The 12,659-nt window shown below is 43.6% G+C and carries 14 protein-coding genes; all 14 read left to right on the forward strand.

All coding sequences use genetic code 11. The annotated features are described in order from the left end of the window. Window positions 1–9: 9 nt before the first annotated feature. The 14 genes from radC to C0033_RS00175 all read left to right on the forward strand — a co-directional run bounded on the left by radC (window position 10) and on the right by C0033_RS00175 (window position 12,570). On the forward strand, window positions 10–705 hold the full coding sequence (gene radC / locus C0033_RS00110; protein ID WP_103225843.1) for a DNA repair protein RadC: 696 nt from the start codon (window positions 10–12) through the stop codon (window positions 703–705). Next, on the forward strand, window positions 705–1,550 hold the full coding sequence (gene mreC / locus C0033_RS00115) for a rod shape-determining protein MreC (RefSeq protein ID WP_103225844.1): 846 nt from the start codon (window positions 705–707) through the stop codon (window positions 1,548–1,550). The genes radC and mreC overlap by 1 nt, the downstream gene beginning before the upstream one ends. Next, a complete protein-coding gene (gene mreD, locus C0033_RS00120) occupies window positions 1,550–2,068 on the forward strand; it encodes a rod shape-determining protein MreD (protein WP_103225845.1) in 519 nt (172 codons plus the stop codon). The genes mreC and mreD overlap by 1 nt, the downstream gene beginning before the upstream one ends. Next, complete coding sequence (locus C0033_RS00125; RefSeq protein WP_103225846.1) at window positions 2,061–4,943, forward strand: penicillin-binding transpeptidase domain-containing protein; 2,883 nt, start codon at window positions 2,061–2,063, stop codon at window positions 4,941–4,943. The genes mreD and C0033_RS00125 overlap by 8 nt, the downstream gene beginning before the upstream one ends. Before the next feature lie 19 nt (window positions 4,944–4,962). Next, window positions 4,963–5,628 (forward strand): septum site-determining protein MinC, encoded by a 666-nt coding sequence (locus C0033_RS00130; protein WP_103225847.1) that lies wholly within the window; start codon window positions 4,963–4,965, stop codon window positions 5,626–5,628. A gap of 72 nt (window positions 5,629–5,700) precedes the next feature. Beyond that, entirely contained in the window at window positions 5,701–6,498 is a 798-nt protein-coding gene (gene minD / locus C0033_RS00135; RefSeq protein ID WP_103225848.1) for a septum site-determining protein MinD, read from the forward strand. 22 nt (window positions 6,499–6,520) lie between these two features. After that, on the forward strand, window positions 6,521–6,799 hold the full coding sequence (gene minE / locus C0033_RS00140; protein WP_103225849.1) for a cell division topological specificity factor MinE: 279 nt from the start codon (window positions 6,521–6,523) through the stop codon (window positions 6,797–6,799). A 2-nt stretch (window positions 6,800–6,801) separates the two neighbouring features. Next, a complete protein-coding gene (locus C0033_RS00145) occupies window positions 6,802–7,920 on the forward strand; it encodes an FtsW/RodA/SpoVE family cell cycle protein (RefSeq protein WP_103225850.1) in 1,119 nt (372 codons plus the stop codon). An 18-nt stretch (window positions 7,921–7,938) separates the two neighbouring features. After that, window positions 7,939–8,334, forward strand: coding sequence for a methylglyoxal synthase (locus tag C0033_RS00150; RefSeq protein ID WP_103225851.1), 396 nt, complete (start codon window positions 7,939–7,941; stop codon window positions 8,332–8,334). 9 nt (window positions 8,335–8,343) lie between these two features. Then, window positions 8,344–9,312, forward strand: coding sequence for a serine hydrolase (locus C0033_RS00155; RefSeq protein WP_103225852.1), 969 nt, complete (start codon window positions 8,344–8,346; stop codon window positions 9,310–9,312). Between the two features lie 90 nt (window positions 9,313–9,402). Beyond that, the gene (locus C0033_RS00160) at window positions 9,403–9,822 is read left to right on the forward strand and encodes a twitching motility protein PilT (RefSeq protein ID WP_103225853.1); all 420 of its coding nucleotides are present in this window, start codon (window positions 9,403–9,405) and stop codon (window positions 9,820–9,822) included. Window positions 9,823–9,945: 123 nt separating this feature from the next. Then, window positions 9,946–11,346: an HlyD family efflux transporter periplasmic adaptor subunit gene (locus C0033_RS00165; protein ID WP_103225854.1), complete on the forward strand. Its 1,401-nt coding sequence runs from the start codon at window positions 9,946–9,948 to the stop codon at window positions 11,344–11,346. A gap of 13 nt (window positions 11,347–11,359) precedes the next feature. After that, entirely contained in the window at window positions 11,360–12,040 is a 681-nt protein-coding gene (locus C0033_RS00170) for a YggS family pyridoxal phosphate-dependent enzyme (RefSeq protein WP_103225855.1), read from the forward strand. 20 nt (window positions 12,041–12,060) lie between these two features. Continuing rightward, window positions 12,061–12,570, forward strand: a complete 510-nt coding sequence (locus C0033_RS00175) for a cell division protein SepF (RefSeq protein WP_103225856.1) — start codon at window positions 12,061–12,063, stop codon at window positions 12,568–12,570. The last annotated feature ends 89 nt before the right edge of the window (window positions 12,571–12,659 follow it).

Raw genomic sequence — 12,659 nt, forward strand, 5'->3', positions numbered from 1 at the left:
GGGAGAAATATGGAAACAATAACTATGAAAGACATCCCCGCCTGCGAACGCCCTTATGAAAAGTGCCTTCAATTCGGGCCGGATTCCTTAACGGATGCGGAATTGCTGTCCATCATCATCAGGACCGGCAGAAGGGGAGAAAACTCTTTAGACCTGGCGAATAATATTTTAGCCTTAAACTATCCGGGTGAGGGTATTTTAGGGCTATTGCATCTTTCCCTGCCCGAACTGATGAATGTAAAAGGGATCGGACAGGTAAAAGGAGCACAGCTGCTGTGCATTGGAGAGTTATCGAGAAGAATCTGGAAACGGGCTGCAGTGAACGACAACACCTGTTTCGATCATCCGCGTGCCATCGCCAATTACTATATGGAAGACATGAGGCACATGGAACAGGAACAGCTTAAAATCATGCTTTTGAACACAAAAAATATGCTGATAAAGGATGTTCTGATCTCAAAAGGCACGGTAAACGCCTCCATCGCCACACCACGGGAGATTTTGATTGAAGCCCTGCGGTATCATGCGGTGAAGATGATTATGGTGCACAATCATCCCAGCGGAGATCCGGCGCCCAGCAAAGATGACCTGCGCCTGACAAAACGGGTGGATGAGGCCAGCAAACTGGTGGGAATCGAACTTTTGGATCACATCGTTATAGGCGATAATGCCTATATCAGTTTTAAAGAAAAAGGAATGTTATAATGGATTCAAAGCGCAGTAAATACATTTTAATGGGGTTAACCGCATTTTGCGTGCTGTTAATCGGAATTACCTCAATTAATGATACATGGCTTTCTCCACTTCGAACAGGGGTGGGGTATTTTTTAATACCAGTCCAGTCCGGCGTTAATACCGTGGGGCGCGCTCTGTATGAGGATATTACAGACTTTTGGAAATTAAAGACCGCATTGGACGAGAATCAGAAATTAAAAGGCGATATTGCAGCTCTGACCGAAGAGAATAACCGCCTTCAGGCAGAGCAGTTTGAATTAAACCGCTTGAGAGAGCTTTATCAGCTGGACCAGGATTATATGCAGTATGAAAAGATCGGGGCCCGGGTAATCGCCAAGGATTCCGGCGACTGGTTTCAGGTCTTTCGAATTGACAAGGGGTCGGCCGATGGAATCGAGGTCGACAACAATGTGCTTGCCAACGGCGGTTTGGTGGGCATTGTGACGGATGTGGGGGCTAATTATGCCACCGTGCGTTCCATTATTGATGATTCCAGCCGGGTCAGCGCAATGGCAATGCAGTCAGGTGACACCTGTCTTGTGGGAGGGGATCTCACTTTATATAAAGAGGGAAGACTCAGGATTACCGATATAAAAAAGGGCGGAGATGTGAAGAACGGGGATAAGATCATTACATCCAATATCAGTTCCAAATTCCTTCCCGGAATTCTTCTCGGCTACGCCACCGATATTACGGTGGATGCCAATGAGCTTACCAGCTCCGGATATCTGATTCCGGTGGCGGAGTTCAGCAGCCTCCAGGAAGTCCTGATCATAACACAAGTAAAAGAAACCGAAGATCAGAAAGGTGAATAATGAAGCGGGTTTTGATTAATGTTGTTCTCATCATACTGGCATTTACCATACAGAACTGTGTGTTCCCCCTTCTGCCGTTTTTGTCGGCAGCGCCCAATCTTTTGCTGATTCTGACATTTTCCTTTGGATTTATCGAGGGCAAAGAGGCGGGAATGTATTACGGGCTGTTGTCAGGCCTTTTATTGGATCTGTTTTACAGCGGACCTTTTGGATTTTATATGCTGATTTATATCTTTATCGGCTATACCAACGGAATCTGTACAAAATATTATTATGAAGATTATATTACCCTCCCATTGATTTTATGTATTTTCAATGAGCTGGCATATAATGTATATATCTATGTGCTGCGTTTCCTCATCAGGGGACGTCTTGATTTTATGTTTTATTTCAGGGAAATTATTATTCCCGAGATTATTTTTACCGTTGTGACAACGCTTTTGGTTTACCGGTTGTTCCTGTTTACCAACAGGCGCTTGGAAGGACTTGGAAAGAGGAGAGACGGAAGGATTGTTTAACGACTTATGTGAAATACTGAAAGAATTCCTAAAAAAAGTGTTTACCTCACGATTGTTTGCCCTGGCAGTGATTTTTACCTGCCTGTTCAGCCTGCTGGTTTCCAAACTTTTTGACCTGCAGATTGTAAAAGGGCAGCAATTTTTAGATAACTATGTACAAAAGACGATGAGGACGGTGTATACGGCCGGAACCAGAGGCAATATCTATGACAGAAACGGAAATATACTGGCCTATAATCAGCTGGCCTATTCCGTTACGCTTCAGGATACCGGTGCTTATACAAAAAACCAGACGAGAAACACCATGTTGTTGGAACTTGTTCAGATACTGGACAAACATGGGGAGAGCGTACAAGGGAAATTTGAAGTTGCAATTGATAACAACGGTGATATGGTATATACCTCATCTTCAGAGGCGGCCAGAAAGCGTTTCCTGAGGGATCTCTATGGACGAACGTCCGTAGATGAGCTGACGGATTCCTCCGGTAAATATCCATCCACCGTTACTGCACGTGAATTATTTGAAAAGAAGAAAAAAGATTACGAAATCGACAAACTGAAGGATGAAAAAGGCAATCCGCTGCTGGTACCCGATGATGTAGCTCTTAAAATGATCAACATCCGCTATACCATGTCGCTGACTGCCTATCAGAAGTACGAAACGACCACAATCGCCTCTAATGTCAGCGATGAAACGGTGGCGGACGTGATGGAACACATGGCTGACCTTCAGGGTATCGGCATAGAGGAATCCACAATCCGCGTTTACAATGACAGCAAATATTTTGCGCCGATTATCGGTTACACCGGAAAAGTGCAGGAAGATCAGCTGGAAGAACTGAAGAAGATCGATGAAAACTATCAGTCCACAGATATCGTCGGACGAATCGGAATTGAAGAGACCATGGAGAAGGAACTTCAGGGCAAAAAAGGGGTCCGCAACATGTATGTGGATAATGTGGGACGAATCCTTCAGGTGGAAGATAATGAAACTCAGCCTGTGGCCGGAAAGAACATCTATCTGACCATAGACAGGGACCTGCAGATCGCCACCTACAACCTGATTGAACGTCAGCTGGCCGGAATCCTGGTAAAATGGCTGGTCAATAAGGACGTGGAACCTTCGATCTTAACCGACCCGTCCAAAAAAGAGATCCCGGTTAAAGATGCCTACTATCAGCTGATCAATAACAATGTGCTTTCGCTGAAAAAGATAGCATCAGAGGACGCTTCGGATATTGAAAAGCAGATTTATTCCAAGTTTCTGATTTCCAGGGAACAGATTCTGAATAACATACGCACGGAGCTTCAGAGCGAACAGGCGGCTGTTATGAACGATCTGCCTACGGATCTGTCGGCCTATATGCAGTATATTTACACCTATCTTTCCGATCCGACCGTGGGAATTATCATGAAGGACAAGATCGATACTTCAAGCCCGGAATATCTTGCATGGAAGGACGGAACCATCAGCCTGAGAAACTTTATTTACTCAGGAATTGCAAACAGCTGGATTGATACGACTAAACTTGAGATAAAGAGTAAATACTCTAATGCAGATGACAGTTTTAATACGCTGGTCGATTATGTGCTCGCTCATCTGGTAGATGATACGCAGTTTACAAAAAAGATATACCGGTATCTGGTCAACGATGAAGTGGTTACGGGAAGAGAACTCTGCCTTGCATTATATGCTCAGGAAGTGCTTCCCTATGACGAACAGCAGATCGCCATGCTGACCAATAACGGCGATAATTATGCGTTCACGTTTATTGTGGACAAGATTTCCAAGATTGAGATCACACCGGCTCAGCTGGCCCTAGATCCATGTACGGGCGGCTGTGTGGTAACGGACGTTAAAACCGGGGAAGTGCGGGCGCTGGTAACTTATCCAAGCTATGATAATAACCGTCTGTCCGGAACTGTGGATGCGGCTTATTATAACCAGCTGAATGAAGATATGTCCCTTCCGTTATGGAATAACGCCACACAGGTTAAAAAAGCTCCCGGTTCCACATTTAAACCCATTACGGCCATTGCCGGACTGGAAGAGCATGTGATTTCTCTTACGGATACCATCAACTGTACCGGTGAATATGAAGAGGTAGCCCCTCCGATTAAATGCTGGATTTACCCGGGACGCCATAATAATCTGACGGTAGAAGGCGGTATTATGAATTCCTGCAACTATTTCTTCGCAGAAGTTGCACACCGTCTCAGCACCGAACCAGATGGAACTTACTCTTCGGAAAAGGGAATTGCGGCCATCAGGAAATACGCAGCCATGTTCGGGCTGGATCAGCCTTCAGGCGTTGAGATCGCCGAGACCACTCCGGAAATTACAACAGAGGCGCCGGAACGATCCGCCATGGGGCAGGGAACCAATTCCTATTCAAACGTACAGCTTTCCAGATATGTAACGGCAATCGCCAACCGGGGAACGGTTTTCGACCTGACTCTGATTGACAAAATAACCGATTCCAAAGAAAATTTATTGGAAAAGCGCCAGCCAAAGATACATTCCAAGGTTGAAATCGCCGATTCCACGTGGGATGTGGTGCAGAACGGTATGCGCGGGGTGGTTGCCCAAGGATCGGCAAAAGACATCTTCAAGGATTTGGAAGTCAAGATAGCGGGTAAAACCGGTACGGCCCAGGAAAACAGAATGAAGCCGAACCATGCGTTTTTCATTTCCTATGCTCCGTATGACAACCCTGAAATCTGCGTTACAGTGAATATTCCGTTTGGATATTCTTCTTCCAATGCCGCTACAGTTGCCAAAAATGTATATCGTTTTTATTATAAATATACACAATTGGATCAGATATTAAATACTGGTGCGTTAGATGTATCCAATGTAACAGTTGGGGACTAAAAAGATAAGAGGTGTTACTATGCACAGTTCAGTGGTCATCAAGGGCAACAAATCCGGAATGTCTGTTTATCTCGATCCCGAGATTCCATTTGAACAGCTTCTGGAGGACATTGCCAGAAAATTTCACGAAAGTTCAAAATTCTGGGGTTCTGTGCAGATGGCGCTGACCCTGGAAGGCAGAGATCTTACGTCAGAGGAAGAATTTCAAATCGTGAATACGATTACAGCCAATTCAGAGGTTGAAATTTTATGCCTGATCGATACGGACGCGAAGAGAATTGAACGGTGCGAAAAAGCATTGAACGAGAAACTGATGGAGCTTTCATTTTGCACCGGCCAGTTTTATAAGGGAAGTATCAAAAGGGGCGACACGTTGGAATCCGAGGCAAGCATTATCATCATCGGTGATGTGAACCACGGCGGAAGAGTGATCGCCAAAGGCAATATTATCGTGCTGGGAGAACTGCGGGGAAGTGCCCACGCAGGAGCTGCCGGCAATAAAAACGCCGTTGTGGTTGCCATTGATATGGCGCCGGTTCATCTAAGAATCAGCGATTACACAGGCCCTGTCTCTGAAAAAGGCAAACGCCTGGGCAAAAATCCCATGATGGCATGTATCGAAAATGATACAATTTGTATTAAAAACCTTAAAAAGAGCTTTTTTAGCATATTAAATTCTATTTAATACTGGAAATATTTTGAATTTTAAGGTAAAATAGATACGTTAGGGTTATAAAGAAAACGGAGGAATCGACATATGAGTGAAGTCATTGTTATTACTTCCGGAAAAGGCGGAGTCGGTAAGACGACGACTTCAGCGAACATCGGTACCGGCCTGGCGATGCTGGGCAAAAAGGTGATCCTCATCGACACAGATATCGGGCTTAGAAACCTGGATGTGGTGATGGGACTGGAAAACCGGATTGTATATAATCTGGTGGATGTAGTTGAAGGCAACTGTCGTATGAAACAGGCTCTGATAAAAGACAAAAGATATCCTAATTTATATTTACTGCCGTCTGCACAGACGAGAGACAAAACTGCGGTTAATCCGGAACAGATGATAAAACTGGTGGACAACTTGAGAACCGACTTCGATTACATATTGCTGGACTGCCCGGCTGGAATCGAACAAGGTTTCCAGAATGCCATAGCAGGAGCCGACCGGGCTCTGGTAGTAACTACACCCGAAGTTTCAGCCATCCGCGATGCCGACCGCATTATCGGTCTTTTAGAGGCGGCCGAACTGGAACAAATTGACCTCATTGTAAACAGAATACGTATGGACATGGTAAAACGCGGGGACATGATGTCGATTGATGATGTTATGGACATACTCGGCATGGATATCATCGGCGCGGTGCCGGATGACGAAAGCATTGTGGTTTCCACCAATCAGGGAGAACCTCTGGTCGGATCGGAATCGATGGCAGGACAGGCTTACTTAAATATCTGTAAGAGGATATTGGGCGAAGATGTCCCTCTGCTGGATTTAAAAGTTCCCAAAGGTATTCTCTCCAGGCTGAGCTATTTTATTAAGACAGCCAGCTTCTGAGAAAAGGACAGGAGGGAATGGCATGAATCTTTTATCTGTTTTCCAAAAGAAAAATTCAGGAGAGATTGCCAGATCAAGGCTGAAAATCCTGCTTGCATCGGACAAGCTTAACTGTTCTCCTGATATCATGGAGATGATAAAGGATGATATGATTCATATGATCTCAAAATACATGGACATTGATCCGGGCGGTGTTGAGCTTGAGATAACGCATAATATAATCAATGGCTGCAGTGACACGCTCCCTTGTCTTTGCGCGAATATTCCAATTCAGGCCATACCATACAAAAGGACCTTTTAAATATGTTGTTTGACTATAGATTAAAAAATTATAATTTCCGTATTATCATCTATATGCTGGTACTGAGCGGTATTGGAATTGCGGCCATTTGGAGCGCAACAAACCAGAACCGGGCTATGGTTATGAAGCAGATTTTTGGTATTATGGTAGGGCTGACAATTGCGGTTGTTTTGTCGCTGATTAATTATCACCGGTTATTATCACTGAGTTTTATTATCTATCTCGTCTGCGTAATCAGTCTGGTTGCCGTATTATTATTCGGTAAGAGCAAGGGAATTGCGGTGAGATGGATCACATTGCCGGTGATCGGCCAGATTCAGCCGTCAGAATTCGTAAAGATAGGATTGATACTTTTTTTCTCCTGGTATTTTGATAAATATCAGGAGAAAATCAATCAGGCGTCAATCCTGGCAATCGCACTGGTTTTATTCTCAGTTCCGGTTGCCCTCATTCTGAAACAGCCGAATTTATCAACCAGTCTGGTGATTGTCGTAATTATCGCATCCATCGTGTTTACGGCAGGAATCAGTTACAAATGGATATTTGGTACTCTGGCGGTTATGATGCCGTTAGCAGGCTTATTCATCTATTTATTACAATATGAGATGATTCCATTTTTAAAGGGATACCAGGCAAGGCGTATTCTGGCCTGGATTGACCCGAAAAAGTATGCAGAAGCCTATTATCAGCAGGAGAATTCCATTATGGCCATCGGCTCAGGAATGCTCACTGGTAAGGGCGTTAATAATACATCAATTGCTTCGGTTAAGAACGGTAATTTCCTTTCGGAGGAGCAGACAGATTTTATCTTCGCCATCATAGGAGAAGAATTGGGATTCATTGGAGCCGTAGTGGTCATTGCACTGTTTTTACTGCTGGTATATGAATGCCTTTTAATGGCCGGGCGGGCCAAAGATATGGCCGGAAGACTGATTTGTACCGGCATGGCAACCCTGATCGCATTTCAGGGGTTTGCCAATATCGCGGTTGCCACCGGTATTTTTCCAAACACCGGTCTGCCGTTACCGTTTGTAAGCTATGGAGTTAGCTCCCTCCTGAGTATCTTCATTGGGATGGGCTTTGTATTAAATGTTGGACTGCAAAGAAAAATCAGCAACTAATTAAAGGAGGTATATGAGATGAATGTCGGATTTATTGCGCACGATTCAAAGAAAAAATTAATGCAGAATTTTTGCATTGCGTACAGAGGAATTTTAAGCAAAAATGAATTATTTGCTACAGGAACTACAGGAAGATTAATTGAAGAGGTGACCAATTTAAATGTCCATAAGTATCTGGCCGGACATTTAGGCGGAGAGCAGCAGATGGGCGCCCAGATCGAGCATAATGAGATGGACCTTGTTATCTTTCTCCGTGATCCGCTCAGCCCTAAGAGCCACGAACCGGATGTTAACAATGTAACACGACTTTGTGATATCCACAACATTCCAATCGCCACCAATCTTGCGACTGCAGAGCTTTTGGTAAAAGCCCTTGACCGCGGTGATCTGGAATGGAGAGAAATGTATAAATAGGAGCCGGTATTGAAACATTATATTCAGATAGTAAGCCTAACGGCAGCATTGTGCCTTGCGTCCGGCTGTGCTCCGGGCAAGGTGAAATTAGAGAACCAGTATGATTTTAATGAACGCAGTATTATAACATCCGGGCAGACAGATACGCAAAATCTTGCCGTCCCGTTTGCTTCCGATCTCTGCGTTGTATTTGATGAAAGCCAGTATGAGGATTCTTCTGTTAACTCAGAGGCCGCCGGGCTCTTTGATATTACGGATGCCCGGGCTATGTACAGCAAGAATGCATTTGAACGTCTGTATCCGGCCAGCACTACAAAGATCATGACAGCATTGCTGGCCATTAAATACGGCAGTCTTTCAGATGAAGTTACGGTCACAGAAGACGCTGTAATTACGGAAAAAGGGGCGACTCTGTGCGGGATTAAGCCTGGGGATGTTTTGACTTTGGAACAGCTTTTATACGGCCTCATGCTTCCGTCCGGCAACGATGCGGGCGCAGCCATTGCAGTTCACATGGCGGGCGGCATAGAAGAGTTCAGCGATATGATGAATGAAGAGGCAGAGCGTTTGGGCGCCACAGGCACTCATTTTGTCAATCCTCACGGACTGTCCGATGAGCAGCATTATACAACCGCATATGATTTGTATTTGATGTTTAATGAAGCTTTAAAATATCCTGAGTTTAGAAAAGTTACCGGAACGACTGCCTATACTGCGGATTATAAAAACAGCCAGGGCGAAGCGGTTTCAAAAACGTGGTCAGGCGGCAACTGGTATTTAACAGGGGAACGGAAAACACCGGATGGATTAACTGTTTTCGGAGGAAAAACCGGAACGACGAATGCGGCCGGTTATTGTCTGGTTATGGCTAGCCGTGACGAATCGGACAAGGAATATATATCGGTTGTATTGAAAGCCGGAAGCCGTCCCAACCTATATGAGAATATGACAAATATAATTTCTAAAATTGTCAATTAGTGATTGCGTTTTATATTAATTTATACTATAATTACTTTAATATTAAATGACTTTTTATACAAATTAAATAAACTCAAGGAGGACATTAATATGGTGCAGATTATAGCAGGGAATAAGGGGAAGGGCAAAACAAAGCATTTGCTGGACAAGGCAAATGCAGCTATAAAAGATTCCAAGGGCTCGATCGTTTATTTAGACAAAAGTTCCAAACATATGTATGAATTAAGCAATAAGATCCGGTTAATTAATGTGCATGAATATTCGATTACTTGTAGTGAAGGATTTTTAGGTTTTATCTGTGGAATTATTTCACAGGATCATGATTTAGAGATGATGTTCTTAGACAGTTTCCTGAAGCTTTCCTGTCTGGAAGGGAAAGATATTTCGGAAACAGTGGCTGAATTGGAAAGAATTAGTGAAAAGTATCACATAACATTCGTGCTGAGTGTTTCCATGGATGCGGATGAACTTCCTGAGAATGCAAAGAAAGATGTGGTTATTTCATTATAATATACATAGAGAAAAGGGGCTGAACTTCAGTCCCTTTTTCCATGTGGGGAAATGAACCTCTTTGTTGTGCTTGAACTTTTATAAGATTCCTCTTATAATACTAAAAGGAAGGAGGCTTCATTCATGGCGAAGAAAAAAAACAAGAAAATTGTGCGCTATCGTAAGCCTTTAAATATCAATGTGGGAATGATTATCTTTGCTTTGATTTTTGTCTATATGGCATTTAGCGTTTATACATATATGAGAAAAGAGAAGGTGCAGTTTTACGAAGTCGTGGAAGGCAGCATTGTAAACGACAAGAGCTATACGGGAATTGCGCTGAGAGAAGAACAAACCAAGTATACGGACCGGGCCGGATATATCAATTATTACGTCCGGGAAGGAAAGCGGGCATCCGTTGGGACAAGCATCTATTCCATCGACGAGACGGGGGCGCTGGCCGCTTTTTTAGAGGAGCATGCGGATGAAGGAACCGGAATGAGTTCTGAAGGCCTCTCCGATATAAAAAAGCAGCTGTCTGCATTCAGTCTCTCTTATTCGGATGATAAATTCAGTTCCGTATACGATGCAAAATATACATTGGAAGCAACCGTTTTGGAATATTCAAACTTCAGTTCCATGGAGAATATGGATACGTTAATGAAGGAAAAGGGCATCAGCTTCCAGCAGGTACGGGCGGATCAGGCAGGAGTGATTTCCTATGCCATCGATTCCTATGAAGACCTGACGGAAAGCGGCATTTCGGAAGCGGTATTTGACCGGACTAATTATTCCAAGGCGATCACAAAGACCGGGCTGATTGATAAAGAAGCGCCTGTCTATAAAGTGATCACATCGGATTCCTGGTCTCTTGTATTTCCTATGTCGGAGGAAGATATCACCGCATTTGCGGATAAGAAAACTCTTCAGGTTTCTTTTACCGGACATGATCTGGTAACTACAGGAGCATTTTCCAGGATCACGGGAACGGACGGTAAAGCATACGGAAAACTGGATTTCAACAAATATATGGTGGAGTTTGTATCGGACCGCTATATCGATTTTGAAATCCTGTCGGATAAAGTTTCAGGTCTGAAAATTCCTGTAAGCGCCATCACAAAGAAAGATTTTTATCTGGTTCCAATTGAATATCTGGCTCAGGGAGGCGATAGTTCGGAAACAGGATTTTTCAAGGAGACTTATGGTGAGACCGGAACATCTGCTGTTTTCATTCCGACCACCCTGTATTACGCTACGGACGAATTTTACTATATCGATTCAGCCGAAGACGGCACATTTACGGCCGGAGATTATATTGTAAAGCCCAACTCCACGGACCGGTACCAGATAGGGCAGACTGCGTCTTTAGAGGGCGTATACAACATCAACAAAGGCTACTCAGTATTTAAACAGATTGAAGTACTGGATTCCAATGATGAGTACTGTACGGTAAAGAAAAACATGAAATACGGCCTGTCTGTCTATGACCACATTGTATTGGATGCGAGCATTATTGAAAAGGAAGGCGTATTAATCTATCAATAGGAGAGTGAAATATATGGTTGCAGAGAATATTGTTCAGGTAAAAAAACGCATTGAAGACGCCTGCCGCCGCAGCAACAGAAATCCTGAGGAAGTCACATTAATAGCAGTCAGCAAGACAAAGCCTGCGTCATTAATTAAAGAAGCCGCAGATGTTGGAATACGGGATTTTGGAGAAAATAAAGTACAGGAAATTCTGGAAAAATCGGTACAGTTTCCGGAAGATTTCAGATGGCATATGATCGGCCATCTTCAGAGAAATAAAGTAAAACAAGTGATTGATAAAGCCTGCCTGATTCATTCGGTGGACTCCCTCAAACTGGCTTATCAGATTGAGGAGGAAGCCTGTAAAAAGAACAGAACGGTTCCCATACTCTTAGAGGTCAATGTAGCCCGTGAAGAAAGCAAATACGGCTTTTTTATGGAGGATACAGAAAGCGCAATCAGAGAAATTAAGGATTATCCACATGTGAAAATATGCGGTCTTATGACGATTGCTCCGTTTGTCGATGATCCGGAAGAAAATCGTGAAATTTTTAGAAAATTAAATCAATTTTATGTTGACATGAAAAGTAAAAACATTGATAATGTTACTATGAGTGTGCTTTCGATGGGAATGACCGGCGATTATGAAGTGGCGGTTGAAGAAGGCGCAACCATGGTAAGAGTTGGCACCGGAATTTTCGGTGCAAGATAAGAGTAGAGAGGTAAAGGTATATGAGTCTTTTAGGAAAGATTATGGACACAATGCGTTTAAACGATAGAGAAGATGATGACTATTTTTTAGATGATGAATACGATGATGATAAAACGGTCAAAAGAGGGATTTTTAGTAAAAGAGATGAAGATGATTATTACGACGGCGACGATCTCCCGGAGCCGGTAAAGCCCCGCTTCTTAGGCCGGTCCAATAAAGTAGTTCCGATGAAACGCGGGATGGAAGTATCCCTTATAAAACCAACTTCCATTGAAGATTCCAGAGAGATCTGCGATTATCTGCTGGCCGGAAAAGCGGTAGTTTTGAATATGGAAGGCCTGCATATGGAAATTGCTCAGAGAATCATTGACTTTACTTCAGGCGCAACCTATTCCATGAACGGAAATCTTCAGAAGATCTCCAATTACATATTTATTGCAACACCGGAATCCGTGGAATTATCAGGTGATTTTACCGATTTACTGAATAATGGCACGCTGGATGTTTCCGGCCTTAATTTTCGCTTATAACATATGAGTTAGTGTAAGAGCAGACAATTTTCCGTATCCTGCTGGTTCCTCTTTGGATGTCAGGTCCGTGAGAACAGCAGGAGATGAAC

The sequence above is a fragment of the Clostridium sp. chh4-2 genome, assembly GCF_002899675.1.
GTDB lineage: Bacteria > Bacillota > Clostridia > Lachnospirales > Lachnospiraceae > CHH4-2.

Bases quoted from the DNA above. Each gene is read 5' to 3' on its own strand.
- mreD (WP_103225845.1), top strand. From the start codon at position 1,550: ATGAAGCGGGTTTTGATTAATGTTGTTCTCATCATACTGGCATTTACC.
- C0033_RS00175 (WP_103225856.1), top strand. From the start codon at position 12,061: ATGAGTCTTTTAGGAAAGATTATGGACACAATGCGTTTAAACGATAGA.
- minE (WP_103225849.1), top strand. From the start codon at position 6,521: ATGAATCTTTTATCTGTTTTCCAAAAGAAAAATTCAGGAGAGATTGCC.
- C0033_RS00150 (WP_103225851.1), top strand. From the start codon at position 7,939: ATGAATGTCGGATTTATTGCGCACGATTCAAAGAAAAAATTAATGCAG.
- C0033_RS00145 (WP_103225850.1), top strand. From the start codon at position 6,802: ATGTTGTTTGACTATAGATTAAAAAATTATAATTTCCGTATTATCATC.
- C0033_RS00160 (WP_103225853.1), top strand. From the start codon at position 9,403: ATGGTGCAGATTATAGCAGGGAATAAGGGGAAGGGCAAAACAAAGCAT.
- C0033_RS00130 (WP_103225847.1), top strand. From the start codon at position 4,963: ATGCACAGTTCAGTGGTCATCAAGGGCAACAAATCCGGAATGTCTGTT.
- minD (WP_103225848.1), top strand. From the start codon at position 5,701: ATGAGTGAAGTCATTGTTATTACTTCCGGAAAAGGCGGAGTCGGTAAG.
- C0033_RS00170 (WP_103225855.1), top strand. From the start codon at position 11,360: ATGGTTGCAGAGAATATTGTTCAGGTAAAAAAACGCATTGAAGACGCC.
- C0033_RS00165 (WP_103225854.1), top strand. From the start codon at position 9,946: ATGGCGAAGAAAAAAAACAAGAAAATTGTGCGCTATCGTAAGCCTTTA.
- radC (WP_103225843.1), top strand. From the start codon at position 10: ATGGAAACAATAACTATGAAAGACATCCCCGCCTGCGAACGCCCTTAT.
- mreC (WP_103225844.1), top strand. From the start codon at position 705: ATGGATTCAAAGCGCAGTAAATACATTTTAATGGGGTTAACCGCATTT.